The sequence below is a fragment of the Allobosea sp. genome, assembly GCF_017308015.1.
Taxonomy (GTDB): Bacteria; Pseudomonadota; Alphaproteobacteria; order Rhizobiales; family Beijerinckiaceae; genus Allobosea.
In genome coordinates this window covers 162,278-180,149 of the sequence record NZ_JAFKFW010000002.1, presented here as the reverse complement: position 1 = coordinate 180,149, position 17,872 = coordinate 162,278, and the positions used below count along the sequence as shown (strand labels likewise).

Genomic DNA, 17,872 nt, shown 5'->3' with positions numbered 1-17,872 from the left:
GGGCTTAGAAGGAAGTGGCGGAGACGGAGGGATTCGAACCCTCGATACCCTTGTGGGGTATGCTCATTTAGCAAACGAGTGCCTTCAGCCTCTCGGCCACGTCTCCGGCGAGAGGCTCTATGCCCGATTGCGGAGCCGTTTGACAAGCCTTGTCCGCAACTTCCTTTGCTTCGTCTGTGCATGGCTCCGAGCAAGCCATCGCGCACTCCCGTGCAAAGGGAGGGAGCATCGGTCGCAAGCTCACGCCATGCCGGCGTCTTGCTCAGCCGAGCTCGGTGTCGGCTCGTCTTGCCCCTCTACCTGACAGCGATTAGATTAGATCTGTCCGTTGGGGTGCCGAAAGGCTGAGAGGCGCAGGTTCGCGCCAACCCATCGTACCTGATCCGGGTAATGCCGGCGAAGGGAACGGTCTTCGGCAGACATCTTGCTCGTGCCCCAGGCCGCTGCCTTTCCGGTAGGAGGGAAGAACATGGCGGCGAAACGCTTCCAGCCAGGCCTGAACGTCGCGGTGGTCGGCGCTGGCGTCGTCGGTTTGGCCTGCGCGACCGAACTGGTCGCACAGGGCGCGCAGGTGACCATCCATGAACGCGGTCCGCGCGTCGGCGCCGAGGCCTGTTCCTGGTATGCCGGCGGCATGCTGGCGCCCTGGTGCGAGGGCGAGAGCGCCGAGGAACCGGTGGTCCGGCTGGGGCAGCAGGCTGCCGATTGGTGGGAGCGTCGAGCCGGTGGGGTTACCCGCCAGGGCACGCTCGTCGTCGCGCCCAGCCGGGATCGCTCGGAATTGCGTCGCTTCGGCCAGCGCACCAGCCATTTCGAGGAACTCGACGGCGAGGCCATCGCGGGGCTGGAGCCCGATCTCGCCGGACGCTTTTCACGGGGCCTGTTTTTCGCGGGAGAGGCGCATCTCGATCCGCGCCAGGCGATTGCCGCTCTGGCCGAACGCCTCGTCGCGAGCGGTGCCGTGCTGCATTTCGACAGTGCCGTTGAGCCGGCTGATCTCGATGCCGATATCGTTCTCGACTGCCGGGGGCTGGCGGCACGCGACGTCATGCCGGACCTGCGCGGCGTCAAGGGCGAGATGCTGCTGCTGCGGAGCGACGATATCAGTCTGTCGCGCCCGGTCCGGCTGCTGCATCCACGCATCCCACTCTACATCGTGCCGCGCGCGGATGGGCTCTTCATGGTCGGCGCGACCATGATCGAGAGCGGCGAGCGCCGCCGCATCTCCGCCCGCGCCATGCTGGAACTGCTCGGCGCGGCTTATGCGCTGCATCCCGCTTTCGCCGAGGCGGAGGTCGTCGAGATCGGCACCGATGCCCGCCCGGCCTTTCCCGACAACCTGCCGCGGCTGACACGTCGCGGCCGGGTGATCCATGTCAACGGGCTCTATCGCCACGGCTTCCTGCTCAGCCCCGCCATGGCGCGGTTGGCGACTGAGGCCGTGCTGAACCCGCAAGTAACACCGGAGATGCTGCATGACCTTGCTGCTTAACGGCGCGCCTCAGACGGTCGCCGCGAAGACGCTGGCCGAGGCGCTGGCCGAGCTGGGCTTTGCCGGCCGCATCGTCGCGACCGCGGTGAACGGCGATTTCGTGCCCGCCCGCAAGCGCGCCGAGACACACCTGAGCGAAGGCGATCGCATCGAGATCGTCGCGCCGATGCAGGGAGGCTGAGATGGCATCCTTCTATGGCTTCGAACCGCAGAACCCGCTCTTCCTGGGCACGGCGCAATACCCGTCGCCCGCGATCCTGGCCGAGGCAGTGAAGCGCTCCGGCACCGAGGTCGTCACCGTCTCGCTGCGCCGGGAATCGTCGGGAGGCGCCGGCCAGGCCTTCTGGGCGCTGATCCGCGAGCTCGGTGTCAAGGTGCTCCCGAACACGGCGGGCTGCCATACCGTCAAGGAGGCGGTGACCACCGCGCAGATGGCGCGCGAGGTCTTCGGGACCGACTGGATCAAGCTCGAGGTGATCGGCGAGGACGACACGCTCCAGCCGGACGTGATCGCGCTGGTCGAGGCCGCCCGCATCCTCGCCGATGACGGCTTCAAGGTCTTTCCCTACACAACCGAGGACCTCGTCGTCGGCGGGCGCCTGCTCGATGCCGGCTGCGAGGTCCTGATGCCCTGGGGCGCGCCGATCGGATCGGGCAGGGGGCTCAACAACCCCTATGGGCTGCGCAGCCTACGCCAGCATTTCCCGGATGTGCCACTCGTGGTCGATGCCGGCATCGGCCTGCCCTCCCATGCCGCCCAGGCGATGGAGATGGGCTATGACGGCATCCTGCTCAACACCGCCGTCGCCAAGGCCGGAGATCCCGCTGCGATGGCGGAAGCCTTCGCGCTCGCTATCCGTGCCGGCCGCCAGGCCTTCGCCGCACAGCCTATCAATGCGCGCGACATGGCCGCTCCTTCCACGCCCGTCATGGGCAAAGCCTTCCTCGCCTGAAAGATTGCTCCCGCATGAAGCTCGACCCGTTCTACCCCATCTTCGACAGCGCCGACTGGCTGGAGCGGATGCTGCCGCTTGGCGTCAAGCTGGTGCAGTTGCGCGTCAAGGACAGCCCCGAGATCGAGGTGGCGCGTGAGATCGCGCGGGCGAAGACGCTCTGCGCCGCGGCAGGCTGCGTGCTTGTCGTCAACGACTACTGGAAGCTCGCCATCGCCGAGGGCTGCGATTTCATCCATCTCGGCCAGGAGGATCTCGACGACGCCGATCTCGGCGCGATCCGCAAGGCGGGTCTGAAGCTCGGCATCAGCAGCCATGACGAGCCCGAGCTGGAGCGTGCGCTGGCGGCCAAGCCCGACTATGTCGCGCTCGGCCCGGTCTACCCGACGGTCCTGAAGCAGATGCGTTTCGGCCCGCAGGGTCTGGAGCGGCTGGGCGAATGGAAGCGCCGCATCGGTGACCTGCCGCTGGTCGGCATCGGCGGCATCTCGCTGGAGCGGGCGCCGGGCGTTTTCGAAGCCGGGGCCGACATCGTCGCGGCGGTCACCGACATCACGCTGAACGCCGATCCCGAGGGTCGGCTCAAGGCCTGGGTCGCGGCGACGCGGAAGCATCTCGCGCCCACTTCCTGAAGGCTGTCATCCCAAGCGTAGCAAAGCGCAGACCCGGGATCCATTCCGTAGCGCTTCCGATTGAGGTTCAGGCATGGAACCCGGATCGGCGCGGCTGACGCCGCTTGTCCGGGATGACCGCGGATAGTTTCGATGAGGAAGGAAAGCCTCAGCTCTCCGCGTCGGCCGACATCGTGTGACCGTCGACATGGCCGAGGCTGCGCTCGGGGTCGAGCCGGTCGCGCACGCGCTGCTTCAGCACCTTCGAATCCGGGAAGCCGCCATCGGCCTTGCGGTCCCAGATCAGCTCGCCGTCGTAATGGATCTGGAAGATGCCGCCGGTGCGCGGGATCAGCGCGATCTCGCCGAGGTCCTGCCCGAAAGTCGAGAGCAGTTCCTGTCCGAGCCAGGCCGAGCGCAGCATCCAGTTGCACATCGAGCAATAGGTGATCGCGATGCGGGGGGCGGACTTGGTCTGGGTCATGGTCGGTCACCGAAGCAGGAGGTCGTCTCCGACATCCTGCTTCGCGAGCTCCGATGCAAGCTCGATAGCTGCATGGCCGACCGGCAATTGGATGTGAACTAAGTTTTTGTTTTAACTAAATAAAATGAAGATCGTTCAAGCCTCGTCGATATAGCGGCGGCGTAGGTGCGCCTTGAACACGGCGGCGTCGAGCGGCCCGCCGGTCGCTTCGGTGAGCAACTCGTCGGTCGGCAGCAGCGAGCCCTTGCCGTGGATATTGGCGCGCAGCCAGCCGACCAGCGGGCTGAAATCGCCCTTACCGATACCGGGCAGGATCGCGGCTTCCGCCTTGCAGGCCGCATCGAAGATCTGGGCCGCTGTCATCGCGCCCAGCGTATAGGTCGGGAAATAGCCCCAGCCACCGGACGGCCAGTGGATGTCCTGCAGGCAGCCGAGCCGGTCGTTCGGGACGGTGACGCCGAGCAGGGACTTCATCCCGGCGTTCCAGGCTGCGGGCAGTTCCGCGAGCGGCATCTCGTCGGCGATCAGAGCCTTCTCTAACCGGTAGCGCAGGATGACGTGGGCGGGATAGGTGACCTCGTCGGCATCGACGCGGATGAAGCCGGGCTCGACACGGGTATAGCGATGCCATAGCGCCTCGCTCTCCCAGGCCGGGCCGGTCCCGCCGAAGCTCTCGCGCATCAGCGGCGCGGCATAGGTCAGGAACTGGCGCGAGCGGCAGGCCTGCATCTCCATCAGAAGCGACTGGCTCTCGTGCAGGCTCATGCCGCGCGCGGCGCCGACCGGCTGGTTGAGATGCGCTTGCGGCCGGCCCTGCTCATAGAGCGCATGGCCGGTCTCGTGCAGCACGCCCATCAGCGCCTTGGTGAAATCGGCCTCGTCATAGCGTGTGGTGATGCGGACATCGTTGTCGGCGCCACCGCAGAACGGATGGGTCGAGATGTCGAGCCGGCCGCGCTCGAAATCATAGCCGAGCGCCGCCATGAACTTGAGTCCCAGTGCGCGCTGCGTTTCGGTCGCGAAGGGGCCTTCCAGCGCGGGCTGCGCCGGCCGGCGCGCCTGCACCGCCATCGCTTCCCGCGTGAAATCGGGCAGGAAGGCGGCGAGGTCGTCGAACAGCGCGTCGATTTTGGCCGAACGGCCGCCCGGCTCGTAATCGTTGAGCAGGGCGTCATAGGGCGAGAGGCCGAGCTTCTCGCCCTTGGCCCGGCCGATCTGGCGCTGCAGGTTCAGAACCTCGGTGAGATAAGGCAGGAGCCCGGCGAAATCGGCATCGGCTCGCGCCTGCCGCCAGCGCATCTCGCAGGCCGAGATCGCCTTGCTCGACGCTTCCACCAATTCGGAGGGCAGGGCGGTATCGACGGTCCAGACGCGCCGGATCTCGCGCAGGTTCGCCTTCTCCCACGCGCCCAGGTTGCCGTCGTTCTCGGCTTCGGCGAGCCAGTCGCCGATACGGGCATCGGTCGAGAGCCCGTGGCGCATGACATGGAGCAGCGCCATGCTTTCGGCCCGCGTCTCAGCCGCGCCCTTCGGCATCATCACGTCGTTGTCCCATTGCAGGATGCCGACGGCGTTCGACAGCGCGGCGATGCGGCCGAAATGGGTGGAGAGGTCTGAATAAGCGGTCATGCAGCTCTCTGATGTGGGAGTGGCGGCGCAATTGAAGTGTTTTCGCCGCTCCGGACAAGCTGCGTCAGCAGCGCCAGCCGGAACGGCGATGGTGGTGCGGTTCAGGCGAACAGCTTGGAATACTGCCTCGGCTGCGAGCGAAGATACTGGTTGGGTGCCTTGACGGTGGCACCGAGCTGCGCCGCCGCGTGCCAGGGCCAGCGCGGGTTGTAGAGGATGCCGCGCGCCAATGCGACGAGATCGGCTTCGCCCGTGCCGATGATCGCTTCGGCCTGCTCGGCCTCGGTGATCAGGCCGACCGCCATGGTGGTGATGCCGGTCGCCTGCTTGACGGCGCGGGCCAATGGCACCTGATAGCTCGGGCCGAGCGGGATCTTCTGCGTCGCCGACAGGCCGCCGCCGGACATGTCGATGAAATCGGCGCCGCGTGCCTTGGCGGCGGCGGAGAAGGCGATGCTCTGCGCGATATCCCAGCCGCCCTCGACCCAATCCGTGCCCGAAATGCGGAAGCCGACCGGATAGCCCGCGGGCACCACCGCCCGCACTGCATCGAGAACTGCCAGCGGGAAGCGCATGCGGTTTTCCAGCGAGCCGCCATATTCGTCCTCGCGCCTGTTCGAAAACGGCGAGAGGAACTGGTGCATGAGATAGCCATGCGCGCCATGGAGCTCGATCGCGGCGAAGCCGAGCCGCACGGCCCGGCGCGCCGATTCCGCGAAGGCCTCGATCAAGCGGCCGATATCGTCGCGGGTGAGGGCGCGAGGTGGCCGCGGATAGGTCTCGAAGCCGAGCTCCGACGGGCCCTCGACCGTCCAGCCGCCCTGGTCGAGGCCGAGCTGGCCGCCGCCCTTCCAGGGCTGCGCGACCGAAGCCTTGCGGCCGGCATGGGCGAGCTGGATCGCGATCGGCATGTCAGACCAGCGCCGGGCCGAATCGAGCGCCTTGCCTAGCGCCGCTTCGGTTTCGTCGGACCAGAGGCCGAGATCGAACGGGCTGATGCGCCCGTCCGGCTCGACCGCCGTCGCCTCGATGATGAGGAGGCCGGCGCCGGATAACGCGAGATGCCCGAGATGGATGGTGTGCCAGTCCGTGGCGCAGCCTGAATCCGCCGAGTACTGGCACATCGGGGCGATGACGATGCGGTTGGCGAGCATTAGGCTGCCGAGCTGATAGGGGCTGAAGAGCTGGCTCATGGCGATGCGGTATCTCGAAAGGGGTAGGTTTCCCCGGCAGTCTAGAAGCCGCCCTGCAATCAAGGCCAGAGGCTCTCGCGCAAACGCGATGCCCGATGCGTGCAGATGCGTCTCGCGAGGCTGGCGATCCCGGTGCTAGCCTTGCTGCGACCATCCGCGCCCTCGGAGACTGCCATGTCCGATGCTTCCGATTCCGTTCAGCTTACCCGTGACGGCGGCGTCGCCATCCTGACGCTCAACCGGCCGGCGGTGCTGAACGCCATCGACGCGCCGATGGCCGAACGCTTCCTCGCGCAGATCAAGGCGATCGCGGCCAGCAGAGACGTGCGCGCCATCTTGCTGCAAGGCAATGGCCGGGCCTTCTGCGCCGGCGGCGACGTCTCGCAATTCCTTTCCGGCAGCGACATCGCGGCCGGCATCGAGGCGATCATGGCGCCGCTGCACGCGGCGCTGCGTCTGCTCGATGCCCTGCCGCAGCCCTCGGTCGCGTGCCTGCAAGGGGCCGTTGCGGGTGGCGGCTTCAGCCTCGCGCTCGCTTGCGATCTCGCCATCGCGGCCGACGATGCCCGCTTCACCATGGCCTATGCCCGGATCGGCGCGACGCCCGATCTCGGCGGCACCTACCGCCTCGCCCGGCTCGGCGGCCAGCGCAGAGCGCGCGAGATTGCGTTGCTGGCGGAGACCTTCGGAGCCGGGGAGGCGCTGAACCTCGGCCTCGTCAATCGCGTCGTGCCGGTCGCTGAGGCGCGCGACGCAGCTTTGGCAACCGCCCGCAAGCTCGCGGCGGGGCCGACCGGCGCCTTTGGCCGCATCCGCACCTTGCTGGCGCAAGCTCCGGACGCCGATCTCGCGACGCATCTCGATGCGGAGCGGGACGCCTTCCGTGCGACGACCGTCTCCGCCGATTTCCGCGAGGGGGTGACGGCATTCCTGGAGAAGCGCCCGGCTGTCTTCACGGGACTGTGACGTCGGATGAGGGCGAACGGGGCTGCTCAGCCGAAGCTTGCCGGAAATCGCACCTGAAAATGCCGTAATCTCACATATGATAAGCAGGCTTATGGTTGGGAGGCCTGTGGATGAAACGACCCCTGCGGCGGGAACTGATGTTCCAGCTCGTCGAAACCTCGCGCTTGCTCAGGACCTATGTCGAGCAGCGCGCCCGCCAACACGGTACGACCCGGGCGCAATGGGGAGTGATGTCGCGTTTGCGGCGACAGGAGGGGTTGAACCAGGCCGCTCTCGCCGAGCAGATGGATTTGCAGCCGATCTCGCTCGCCCGCCTGCTCGATCGCTTGCAGAGCCAGGACCTGATCGAGCGCCGCGAGGATCCTGCCGACCGGCGCGCCTATCGTCTCTTCCTCACTCCGGAGGGACGGGAGCTGGTCGACGATCTCGACGCGGTACGAACCGAGATCGCCCACGAGGTGCTCGGTGGAGTCGATGAGGCTGCGATCTTTTCGGCGCTCGAAACCCTGTCGGCAATCCGCGAGCAGACCCGCAACCGATCCGAAGACAAGGCGTCGGCTTCTGCCGGCAACGCAGCCTGAGCGAGTGACAGAATATGAAGCGTTCGGGATTGATCATCGGTGTCGTCGCTGTCGGCCTTGCGGCCGGCGGAGCCTGGTATCTGCATTCGCGCTCAACCGAGGCGGCGCGCACGGCCCGCGGCGGGCGGGGCGAGGGCGCTCCGGTTGCCGTGGTGTCCGCCGCCGCGATTCAGGCCGATTTCCCGGTGCGCAAGCACGCCATCGGCTTCGTCGAGACGCCGGCGAGCGTGCTCGTTCGCTCCCGCATCGACAGCCAGATCATGGCCCAGCACGTCACGGACGGACAGTTCGTCAAGGCCGGCGACCTGCTCTTCACCCTCGACGATCGCGACATCAGGGCCCAGATCGCCAAGGACGAGGCGATGCTGGCGCGCGACGAGGCCACCCATACCCGCAACCTCGCCGATCTCGATCGCTACAAGCAACTCTTTGCCCGAAATGCCGGCACGCAGGCCCAGGTCGACCAGGCGACGGCCGACGAGAAGAGTTCCGCCGCCAGCATCCAGGCCGACCACGCGACGCTCGACGCAGACCGGCTCAAGCTGAGCTATACCCGCATCACCGCGCCGATCGACGGGCGCATCGGCACGGTTCAGGTCACGCCGGGCAATCTCGTCAATGCCAGCGGCAACAGCAGCGGCACCGGCCTCCTGACCATCACCCAGATGAAGCCGCTGCGCGTCTCCTTCGCCATGCCGGAGAGCGAACTGCCGACCTTGCAGGGCGCGCTCGCCGCGGCGAAACCGGTGCCCGTCACCGCCCGCGTGCCGAATTCCGGTCGTCCGGGGACCGAAGGCAAGCTCAATTTCGTCGATTCCACCGTTGACATCACCTCTGGCACGATCACGGCCAAGGCCGCCTTCGCCAATGACGATCTGAGCCTGTGGCCCGGGCAGTATGTCGATGTCGAGATCATCCCCGAGACGCTCACGGGCGTCACGGTGATCCCGACCGTTGCTGTGCAGACGGGCCAGAAGGGGCCCTATGCCTTCGTCATCAAGCCTGATTCGACCGTCGATATCCGACAGATCAAGGTGGCGCTCAGCGAAGGCGACCGTACGGCAGTGACGGAGGGCATCATGCCCGGTGAGCGCGTCGTCATCGACGGCCAGATGCGCCTCAAGCAAGGCGCGCAGGTGCGCGAGCGTGCGGCGACGGGCGAGAAGCCGCCGCAGGCCACGCCGGTTGCTGAGGGGGCACGCTCATGAACGTCTCCTCTTTCTGCATTCGACACCCGGTTGCGACCATCCTGATGTCGGTCTCGCTGGTTCTGGCGGGGCTTTTCGCCTGGCGCTTCCTGCCGGTTGCGGCCCTGCCACGCGCGGAGTTCCCGGTGGTCAACGTCTCCGCGCAATTACCCGGCGCCTCGCCTGACACGATGGCGACGTCGGTCGCGACGCCGCTGATCAAGCAGTTCGGCACCATCGCCGGGATCGATTCGATCTCGACCACGAATTCGCAGGGCTCGACCTCGATTGCGATCCAGTTCGTCCTCAACCGCAATATCGATGCGGCCGCCGCCGACGTTCAGGCCGCGATCACCCGCACCCAGCGGCAATTGCCGATCGAGATGACGACCCCGCCGAGCTATCGCAAGGTGAACCCGGCCGATGCGCCGATCATCCTGATGGCGCTGAAGAGCGATGTGGTGCCGCTCTCGCAGCTCGACGCCTTCGCCCAGCAGGTGATTTCGCCGGCCCTTTCCACCGTCGACGGCGTCGCGCAGGTGTTGATCTGGGGCAGCCAGAAATATGCGGTGCGCATTCAGATCGACCCGACGGCGCTCGCCGCGCGCGGCATCGGCCTCGACGAGTTGCAGGCGGCGATCACCGCGACCAATGCCAACACGCCGGTCGGTACCCTCCAGAACACCGCCCAACAACTCACCATCCAGGCGAAGACACAGCTCGCCGACGCCGCGCAGTTCGCCAATGTCATCATCACCACGCGCTCGGGAAAGCCGGTGAGACTGGGCGATGTCGCCAAAGTGATCGATTCCGTCGAGAACACCCAGACCCGCAGCACCTATGACGGCACTCCGGCGATCGTGCTCGCGGTGCAGCGCCAGCCGGATGCCAACACCGTCGAGGTCGTCGATCGCGTCAAGGCGATGATTCCCGCCTTCGAGGCCCAGTTGCCGGCTGCGGCCTCCCTGTCGCTGCTCAACGACCGCTCGACCTCGATCCGCCACGCGGTGGACGATGTGCAGTTCACGCTGCTGCTCACCATCGTGCTGGTCGTCATGGTGATCTTCGTGTTCCTGCGTCGCATCGCGGCGACCTTCATACCGGCCGTCGCGGTACCGATTTCGATCATCGCCACTCTCGCCGCGATGTATCTGCTCAATTTCTCCATCGACAACATCTCGCTGCTGGGACTCACGCTCTCGGTCGGCCTCGTCGTCGACGACGCCATCGTCATGCTCGAGAACATCGTCCGCCACATGGAGGAGGACGGCCTCTCCGCCTACGAGGCCTCGCTGAAGGGTGCTGGCGAGATTGGCTTTACCATCATCTCGATCTCGCTTTCGCTGGTCGCGGTTTTCATCCCGGTGCTGCTGATGGGCGGTGTCATCGGCCGCATCTTCAACGAGTTCGCGGTGGTGGTCACGGTTTCGATCCTGGCTTCCGCCTTCGTCTCGCTGACACTGACGCCGATGCTCTGCTCGCGGCTGCTCTCGGGTTATTCCGAGTATCATCAGGAGAACGCGCTCGGCCGCTGGCTGGAGAAGGGCTTCGACACGCTGCTCGCGGGCTACGATGCCGGCCTGAAGTTCTGCCTGCGCTTCCAGCCCCTGATGCTGCTCGCCTTCTTCCTCACCATGGCCGGCACCGTATGGCTGCTGCAGACGACACCGAAGGGCTTTTTCCCGCAGGAGGATATCGGCCAGCTTCAGGTCTCGACGGAGGCGCGGCAGGATATCTCCTTCGAGGCAATGCAGAAGCTGCAGGCCGAGGTCGCCGGCATCTTCCGGAAGTCTCCCTATGTCGCACATGTCGCCTCGTCGGTTGGCGGCAATGGCGGAGGCGGCAGCGCGCTCAATTCGGGGCGCCTCTTCGTCGAGCTGAAGCCGCTGGACGAGCGCCCCAAGCTGCAGCAGGTCCTCGGTTCGCTGCGTCGCGACCTCGGCCAGGTGGCGGGCATCAACACCTATATGGTTCCCGTCCAGAACCTGAATATCGGCGCGCGTTCCTCGAAGAGCCAGTACCAGCTCGTCGTACAGGGGCTTGACCAGGCGTCGATGAACGACTGGTCGCTGCGTCTGGCCGATGCGATGAGCCGGGACCGCGCCGTCTTTGCCGACGTCACGACCGATCTCCAGAACAACGCCCTGCAGGCGACGGTCGTGGTCGATCGCGACAAGGCGAATGCGCTGGGCGTCGGCTCGGACATCCTGCGCTCCACGCTCTATTCCGGCTTCGGCGTCCGCCAGGTCTCGACGATCTATACGGCTGGTGACAGCTACAATGTCGTCGTCGAGTTCAATCCGAATGAGCATTGGACGCCCGAGCGGCTGAACGCGATCCGCGTGCGCACCAAGTCCGGCACGCTGGTGCCGCTTGGCGCCATCGCGCGGATCGAACGCACGGCCGGCCAGCTCACGGTCAACCAGCTCGGCCAGCTTCCGGCGGTGACGATCTCCTATAATCTGCCGTCCGGCGTCGCGCTCGGGGACAGCGTCAACCGCATCGAGGCGATCAAGGAGCAGTTGGGCCTGCCGAAGTCGATTTCGACCACGCTCGCCGGAACGGCCAAGACCTTCCAGGATTCGCTCGCCAATCAGGGCCTGCTGATCGCCGGTGCGATCCTGACGATCTATATCGTGCTCGGCATCCTCTACGAGAGCTTCATCCATCCGCTGACCATCCTGACCGGCCTGCCGTCGGCGGCGGTCGGTGCGCTGGGTGCGCTCAGGCTTTTCGACCTCGAGCTCTCGGTCATCGCCATCATCGGGCTTCTGATGCTGATCGGCATCGTCAAGAAGAACGCGATCATGATGATCGACGTGGCGCTGGTGCTCAGGCGCGAAGGCCGGAGCGCACAGGAGGCGATCCACCAGGCCTGCCTCATGCGGTTCCGGCCGATCCTGATGACGACGCTGGCGGCGCTGATGGGCACCTTGCCGATCGCCCTTGGTGCCGGTGCGAGCGCCGAGCTGCGTCAGCCCCTCGGCATCGCAGTGGTTGGCGGCCTGATGATTTCTCAGGTGCTGACGCTGTTCATCACGCCCGTCCTGTTCCTCTACATGGACAGGCTTTCGGAAGGGCTCGTGAAGTTCGGCGGCTACGTGCGCGGCACGAAGCATGCGCCTCCGGCTGTCACGCATCCGGCGGAGTGAGCGGCCGCGAGCGCGCCAGGAAACCGTCATAGTCGGGACAGGCCCGACCATGACGGTCCTCATCGATGCAAATGCGTGTTTGAGACGTGGAGTCTCGCCACCAGGGCGAGCATTGACGCTTCTGGATGACGCCGAGGCTCGCGCCTCAGGCCGCGTCGAGTCCGTAGAGCGAGTGCAGCGTGCGCACCGCGAGCTCGGTATAGGCGGCGTCGATCAGCACCGAGAACTTGATCTCGGAGGTCGTGATCGCACGGATGTTGATGCCCTTCTCGGCCAGCGCCCGGAAGGCGCGCGCCGCGACGCCTGCATGCGAGCGCATGCCGACGCCGATCGCCGAGATCTTCACCACGTCCGTTGCACCCTGGATCTCCTGATAGGAGATCGCGTCATGCTTGCTCTCGAGCAGCTTCTTGGCGCGCTCGTAATCGGCGGTCGGCACGGTGAAGGTGATGTCTGTCGTCGCCTGATCGTCGGAGACGACCTGGATGATCATGTCGACATTGATGTTGGCGTCGGCGAGCGGGCCGAAGATCGCCGCAGCGACGCCGGGCTTGTCGGCCACGCGGCGAAGGGTGATCTGGGCTTCGTCCCGGGAGAAGGCGATGCCGGTGACGATCTGCTGTTCCACGATGTCGTCCTCGTCGCAGATGAGGGTGCCAGGATTGGGGTTTTCGGGGTCGTCGAAGGAGGAGCGCACATAGGTCGGCACGCGCTGCGTCATGGCGATCTCGACCGAGCGTACCTGCAGCACCTTGGAGCCGAGTGAGGCCATCTCGAGCATTTCCTCGAAGGAGACCTTGTCCATGCGCCGGGCCTTCGGCACCACGCGCGGGTCGGTGGTGTAGACGCCATCGACATCGGTATAGATGTCGCAGCGATCGGCCTTGAGGCCGGCGGCGAGCGCGACCGCGCTGGTGTCGGAGCCGCCGCGGCCGAGCGTGACGATGCGGTGCGTGCGCGGGTTCACGCCCTGGAAGCCGGAGCAGACCGCGATCTCGCGGTTGCGGTCGAAGCCCGCGAGAATCCCGGCGCCGTCCACGCTTTCGATCCGGGCCGCGCCATGTTGGTCCGAGCCGTAGAGCGGAATTTGCCAGCCCTGCCAGGAGCGTGCGGGCAGGCCCATTTCCTGCAGGACGATCGCCATCAGCCCGGAGGTGACCTGCTCGCCCGAGGCGACGACGGTGTCGTACTCGGCCTGGTCGAAGGCCGACGCCGCTTCCTTGCACCAGCCGACGAGTTCGTTGGTCTTGCCGGACATCGCCGAAACCACGATCGCGACTTCGTTGCCGGCGTCGAACTCGCGTTTGACGTGCCGCGCTGCGTTCTTGATGCGCTCGACAGTGGCGACTGAGGTGCCGCCGAATTTCATCACCAGACGGGCCATGACGGTCTTTTCGAAAGGTGACCCAGCCAAGGCCGGGTCGAAAGGTCGCCCTCGCACTTGCAGCGAGGCGGGTGTAGATGACGGGCGTCAGGCGCCGTGTCAATGCGGCATCGCATCCAGGAAGGACCGGTTCATGGCGGCTGCGACCCAGCGCACAGGCTCGACGATCGACCCGGCCGAGGTCGCCCGCTTCGATGCGATCGCTCGTGACTGGTGGGACCCCAAGGGCCCCATGGCGGTCCTGCACAAGTTCAATCCGGTCAGGCTCGCCTTCGTCCGCGACGAGGCTTGCGCCCATTTCGCCCGCGATCCGAAGCGGATGAGGGCGCTGGATGGCCTCAGTCTGGTCGATATCGGCTGTGGCGGCGGCGTGCTCTCGGAGCCGCTCGCAAGGCTGGGTGCGCAGGTCGCAGGCCTTGATCCGGCACCGACCAACATTGCCGTCGCGCGCGCCCACGCCGAAAAGAACGGGCTTTCGATCGACTATCGCGAGGAGACGATCGAGGCGGTGGTAGAAGCCGGCAAGCGCTTCGACATCGTGCTCGCGATGGAAGTGGTCGAGCATGTCGCCGATGTCGAGGCCTTCGTCGCGGCCTGCTGCGCGGCGGTGAAGCCGGACGGCCTGCTGGTGATGGCGACGCTCAACCGCACGCTGAAATCCTACGCTCTTGCCGTTGTCGGCGCCGAATATGTCCTGCGCTGGCTGCCCAAGGGCACGCATGACTGGGAGAAATTCGTGACGCCGGACGAACTGCGCGGTGCGATCGAAGGCAATGGATTTACGATAGGGACGCAGACGGGCGTGGTCTTCAACCCGCTGACAGGCCGCTGGAGCGCATCGCGCGACATGGACGTGAATTACATGCTCGCCGCCAGCCGGGGTGGCCGGTCCTAGCTCCCGCTTTTCTGCGCGTTCAGCGATGAACTCGCCGCAAGAAGTTGTTGCAGAAGGTCGGCGGGCAATACCTTCGCCACCCTGTTTTGCGCCTCCTGCCAGGCAGGCAGAGCCGCCTGCAACCGTCTGATCCCGCTCTCGGTGAGCCAGACGGTGCGACGGCGCAGGTCCTTCTCGACGGTGGCGATCTCGATCAGCCCGTCGCGTTCGAGCGCCCGCAAATTCCGGGAAAGCGTCGAGGGGTCTAGTCCGGCCCGCCCGGCAATCGCGGCCATGCGGTCGTCCTCGTTCGTCGCGATCACCGCCAGAAGGCCGAGTTGCGCGACACTCAGCCTGCTCTCCTGCAACGCCTCGTCATAGATCTGCGTCACCCGTCGCGCCGCTTGCCGGACGGTCAAGCCCACGCAACTGGTTGCGAGCCTGCGCACGTCGTCCCGCAATCCGCTTGTTTTCATCATGGCGAATCCGAGTTTACATGTAGATGCAATAATTGCATATACATCTAAATTTCCGCCGAGGATCCGTCATGCCCATCGACATCCTGAGCCGCGTCGGCGGCACCTCGCTTCTGCCGCTGCGCCGGATCGTGCCGGCCAACGGTACGCGCATCCTCCTCAAGATCGAGAGCGAGAATCCGACCGGCAGCATGAAGGACCGGATGGCGCTGGCGATGATCGAGGCGGCTGAGCGGGACGGGCGGCTGAAGCAGGGCGGCAGCGTCGTCGAATACACCGGCGGCAGCACTGGCGTTTCGCTCGCGCAGGTCTGCGCAGTGAAGGGCTACCGCCTGCATATCGTCACGTCCGATGCCTTCGCGCGCGAGAAGCTCACCCATATGCGCTTGCTCGGGGCCGAATTGACGGTGATTCCCAGCGAATCGGGCCGCATGACCGAGAAATTGACGAAGGACATGATCGAGGCCGCCCGCGTCATCGCGGCCGAGACGGGTGCGTTCTGGACCGATCAGATGCGCAACACCGACCAGCTCGCGGCCTATGATCGGCTCGCGGACGAGATCTGGGAGCAGACCGGCGGGCGCATCGACGCCTTTGTCCAGAGCGTCGGTACGGCCGCCTCCCTGCGCGGAACCGGCGAGGCGCTGCTACGGCGCGATCCGAGGATCGCGCTGATCGCGGTCGAGCCGGCTGAATCCGCCGTGCTGTCGGGTGGTCCAACCGGCGCGCACAAGATCGATGGGGTCGGCGCAGGCTATATCGTGCCTCTCTGGCGGGCCGATCTCGTCGATGCGATCGAGCCCGTCTCGACGGCCGAGGCGACGGCGACGGCCTTGCGGCTTGCGCGCGAGGAGGGGCTTTTCGCGGGGACCTCGACCGGCGGCAATGTCGCGGCCGCCATGCGCCTCGCGGAGCGGCTCGGCGCCGGCGCGACCATCGTCACGCTGATGTGCGATACCGGGATGAAATACCTGAACAGTTTCGCAGCAAAGCTCTGAGGCTGACGCTCACGGCCGGAATACCGCCAAGGTTATCAGCAGCAGCAACCCGGACCCCGTCGCGATTGCGGCACGCAGGGCCTCGGCCGGGAAGCGCGTCGGAACGCCATACCGGTGCCATAGCCAGGCACCGGCAAAGGCGCCGACCAGCATGATGCCGGTATTGATCATTACGCCGAACGCGCTGTTGTCGAGCAGCAGGTCGGCGAACCAGCCGAGGAGCATGGCGCCGAGCACGATCATCGTGACGACGAGGATCAAGGACAGCAACGGCAGGTCGGGCAGGCCGACCATCATCAGCAGACCGCGCATCGTGTCTCCCTAGAGCATCGGCCCGAAAACCGGGGAGCGGTTCTCGGAAAAAGCCGATGCAAGATCAGAAGCCTGGCGCCTCGGACCGGATACGGCATTCGGTCCGATGCGCCTGTGCCGCGCAGGCCGTCAGCATCGTCGCAAACGATGAAGAAAGCGCAAGCGCCCGAAAGAAAGGGTTTTGCGCTGCAATGTGATTCCTTAGAGTAATGGCGCAGCGCAGCATATGATGCATGATCGGCATCCCATACCGCCGACACGCTCCGGGCTGGGCAACGACGGAAGAGAGCAGGGAGACGAGCATGTCGAAGTCGCAGGCCGCCGTGAAGCCGCTCAAGGATCTCTACGAGCTCGATGAACTGCCCCCGCTCGGCCATGTCCCCGAGAAGATGTACGCCTGGGCGATCCGGCGCGAGCGCCATGGGGCGCCGCAGGATTCGTTCCAGATCGAGGTCGTGCCGACCTGGTCGATCGGCGAGGAAGAGGTCCTGCTCCTCGTGATGGCCGGGGGCGTCAACTACAACGGCATCTGGGCCGGCCTCGGCCAGCCGATCTCGCCCTTCGACGTCCACAAGGCCCCGTTCCATGTCGCCGGCTCCGATTGCGCAGGTATCGTCTGGGCCGTCGGCTCCAAGGTGAAGCGCTGGAAGGTCGGTGACGAGGTCATCGTCCATTGCAACCAGGACGACGGCGACGACGAGGAGTGCAATGGCGGCGATCCGATGTTCTCGTCGACCCAGCGCATCTGGGGCTACGAGACGCCGGACGGCTCCTTCGCTCAGTTCTGCCGCGTCCAGTCGCGCCAGCTCATGCACAAGCCGAAGCACCTCGCCTGGGAGGAGGCCGCCTGCTACACGCTGACGCTGGCCACTGCCTACCGCATGCTTTTCGGCCATGCCCCGCACACCATCAAGCCCGGCGACAATGTCCTAGTCTGGGGTGCTTCCGGCGGCCTCGGCGTCTTCGGCGTCCAGCTCTGCGCGGCGTCCGGCGCCAACGCGATCGGCGTGATCTCGGACGAGACCAAGCGCGACTACGTGCTCGGCCTCGGCGCCAAGGGCGTGATCAACCGCAAGGATTTCAACTGCTGGGGCCAGATGCCCAAGGTCAACTCGCCCGAATATACCGAGTGGACAAGGGAGGCCCGCAAGTTCGGCAAGGCGATCTGGGACATTACCGGCAAGAAGGATGTCGACATCGTCTTCGAGCATCCGGGCGAGGCGACCTTCCCGGTCTCCTGCCTCGTCGCCAAGCGCGGCGGCATGGTGGTGTTCTGCGCCGGCACCTCCGGCTTCAACATCACCTTCGACGCGCGCTATGTCTGGATGCGGCAGAAGCGCGTGCAGGGCTCGCATTTCGCCCATCTCAAGCAGGCGAGCGCAGCCAACCAGTTCGTGATCGACCGGCGCATCGACCCCTGCATGTCCGAGGTCTTCCCCTGGGACAAGATTCCGCTCGCCCATCACAAGATGTGGAAGAACGAGCATGCGCCGGGCAACATGTCCGTGCTCGTCTATGCGCCGCGAACCGGCCTGCGGACCTATGAGGACGTGGCTGAGGCCCTGACCGACTGAGGCGCT

The 17,872-nt window shown here is 65.9% G+C and carries 17 protein-coding genes, 1 tRNA gene and 1 riboswitch; of the genes, 11 read left to right on the top strand and 7 right to left on the bottom strand.

Features of this window, described 5'->3' with window-relative positions:
* Window positions 1-15 precede the first annotated feature (15 nt).
* A tRNA-Ser gene (locus J0I42_RS00825) sits at window positions 16-106 on the bottom strand.
* A 213-nt stretch (window positions 107-319) separates the two neighbouring features.
* Window positions 320-422, top strand: a riboswitch (TPP riboswitch).
* A 74-nt stretch (window positions 423-496) separates the two neighbouring features.
* On the opposite strand from J0I42_RS00825, the gene thiO reads away from it, so the two are divergent.
* From thiO to J0I42_RS00805, 4 genes are read left to right on the top strand one after another with little or no spacing between them, the layout of a single operon-like run.
* Window positions 497-1,492: a glycine oxidase ThiO gene (thiO, locus tag J0I42_RS00820; protein WP_291652641.1), complete on the top strand. Its 996-nt coding sequence runs from the start codon at window positions 497-499 to the stop codon at window positions 1,490-1,492.
* A complete protein-coding gene (thiS, locus tag J0I42_RS00815; protein WP_291651836.1) occupies window positions 1,476-1,673 on the top strand; it encodes a sulfur carrier protein ThiS in 198 nt (65 codons plus the stop codon). The genes thiO and thiS overlap by 17 nt, the downstream gene beginning before the upstream one ends.
* Window position 1,674: 1 nt before the next feature.
* Entirely contained in the window at window positions 1,675-2,445 is a 771-nt protein-coding gene (locus J0I42_RS00810; protein WP_291651834.1) for a thiazole synthase, read from the top strand.
* 14 nt (window positions 2,446-2,459) lie between these two features.
* On the top strand, window positions 2,460-3,077 hold the full coding sequence (locus tag J0I42_RS00805; RefSeq protein WP_291651832.1) for a thiamine phosphate synthase: 618 nt from the start codon (window positions 2,460-2,462) through the stop codon (window positions 3,075-3,077).
* 148 nt (window positions 3,078-3,225) lie between these two features.
* On the opposite strand, the gene J0I42_RS00800 is transcribed toward J0I42_RS00805, so the two are convergent.
* The 3 genes from J0I42_RS00800 to J0I42_RS00790 all read right to left on the bottom strand — a co-directional run bounded on the left by J0I42_RS00800 (window position 3,226) and on the right by J0I42_RS00790 (window position 6,368).
* Window positions 3,226-3,540: an Rdx family protein gene (locus tag J0I42_RS00800; protein ID WP_291651830.1), complete on the bottom strand. Its 315-nt coding sequence runs from the start codon at window positions 3,538-3,540 to the stop codon at window positions 3,226-3,228.
* 135 nt (window positions 3,541-3,675) lie between these two features.
* A complete protein-coding gene (locus J0I42_RS00795) occupies window positions 3,676-5,169 on the bottom strand; it encodes a carboxypeptidase M32 (protein ID WP_291651828.1) in 1,494 nt (497 codons plus the stop codon).
* A 101-nt stretch (window positions 5,170-5,270) separates the two neighbouring features.
* Window positions 5,271-6,368 (bottom strand): NADH:flavin oxidoreductase/NADH oxidase, encoded by a 1,098-nt coding sequence (locus J0I42_RS00790; protein ID WP_291652640.1) that lies wholly within the window; start codon window positions 6,366-6,368, stop codon window positions 5,271-5,273.
* Between the two features lie 168 nt (window positions 6,369-6,536).
* Between J0I42_RS00790 and J0I42_RS00785 the strand changes: the two genes are divergently transcribed.
* The 4 genes from J0I42_RS00785 to J0I42_RS00770 all read left to right on the top strand — a co-directional run bounded on the left by J0I42_RS00785 (window position 6,537) and on the right by J0I42_RS00770 (window position 12,248).
* On the top strand, window positions 6,537-7,328 hold the full coding sequence (locus J0I42_RS00785) for an enoyl-CoA hydratase/isomerase family protein (RefSeq protein WP_291651826.1): 792 nt from the start codon (window positions 6,537-6,539) through the stop codon (window positions 7,326-7,328).
* A gap of 110 nt (window positions 7,329-7,438) precedes the next feature.
* Entirely contained in the window at window positions 7,439-7,909 is a 471-nt protein-coding gene (locus J0I42_RS00780; protein ID WP_291651824.1) for a MarR family winged helix-turn-helix transcriptional regulator, read from the top strand.
* Between the two features lie 14 nt (window positions 7,910-7,923).
* On the top strand, window positions 7,924-9,117 hold the full coding sequence (locus J0I42_RS00775) for an efflux RND transporter periplasmic adaptor subunit (RefSeq protein ID WP_291651822.1): 1,194 nt from the start codon (window positions 7,924-7,926) through the stop codon (window positions 9,115-9,117).
* The gene (locus tag J0I42_RS00770) at window positions 9,114-12,248 is read left to right on the top strand and encodes an efflux RND transporter permease subunit (RefSeq protein ID WP_291651820.1); all 3,135 of its coding nucleotides are present in this window, start codon (window positions 9,114-9,116) and stop codon (window positions 12,246-12,248) included. Before J0I42_RS00775 ends, J0I42_RS00770 begins: the two co-directional genes overlap by 4 nt.
* A gap of 145 nt (window positions 12,249-12,393) precedes the next feature.
* Here J0I42_RS00770 and J0I42_RS00765 read toward each other — a convergent pair whose 3' ends face one another.
* Window positions 12,394-13,632 (bottom strand): aspartate kinase, encoded by a 1,239-nt coding sequence (locus tag J0I42_RS00765; RefSeq protein WP_291651819.1) that lies wholly within the window; start codon window positions 13,630-13,632, stop codon window positions 12,394-12,396.
* A 133-nt stretch (window positions 13,633-13,765) separates the two neighbouring features.
* On the opposite strand from J0I42_RS00765, the gene ubiG reads away from it, so the two are divergent.
* Window positions 13,766-14,527 carry a bifunctional 2-polyprenyl-6-hydroxyphenol methylase/3-demethylubiquinol 3-O-methyltransferase UbiG gene (ubiG, locus tag J0I42_RS00760; RefSeq protein ID WP_291651817.1) on the top strand — a complete coding sequence of 254 codons (762 nt, stop codon included), beginning with the start codon at window positions 13,766-13,768 and terminating at the stop codon, window positions 14,525-14,527.
* Here ubiG and J0I42_RS00755 read toward each other — a convergent pair.
* Window positions 14,524-14,898 (bottom strand): MarR family winged helix-turn-helix transcriptional regulator, encoded by a 375-nt coding sequence (locus J0I42_RS00755; RefSeq protein ID WP_291651815.1) that lies wholly within the window; start codon window positions 14,896-14,898, stop codon window positions 14,524-14,526. The genes ubiG and J0I42_RS00755 overlap by 4 nt on opposite strands.
* 155 nt (window positions 14,899-15,053) lie before the next feature.
* Here J0I42_RS00755 and J0I42_RS00750 point away from each other — a divergent pair, with 155 nt between their 5' ends.
* Window positions 15,054-15,980 carry a PLP-dependent cysteine synthase family protein gene (locus J0I42_RS00750; protein ID WP_291651812.1) on the top strand — a complete coding sequence of 309 codons (927 nt, stop codon included), beginning with the start codon at window positions 15,054-15,056 and terminating at the stop codon, window positions 15,978-15,980.
* Between the two features lie 9 nt (window positions 15,981-15,989).
* Here the strand turns inward: J0I42_RS00750 and J0I42_RS00745 are convergent, their stop codons facing one another.
* Window positions 15,990-16,277, bottom strand: a complete 288-nt coding sequence (locus tag J0I42_RS00745; RefSeq protein ID WP_291651810.1) for a hypothetical protein — start codon at window positions 16,275-16,277, stop codon at window positions 15,990-15,992.
* Between the two features lie 317 nt (window positions 16,278-16,594).
* Between J0I42_RS00745 and ccrA the strand changes: the two genes are divergently transcribed.
* Window positions 16,595-17,866 carry a crotonyl-CoA carboxylase/reductase gene (ccrA, locus tag J0I42_RS00740; protein ID WP_291651808.1) on the top strand — a complete coding sequence of 424 codons (1,272 nt, stop codon included), beginning with the start codon at window positions 16,595-16,597 and terminating at the stop codon, window positions 17,864-17,866.
* The last annotated feature ends 6 nt before the right edge of the window (window positions 17,867-17,872 follow it).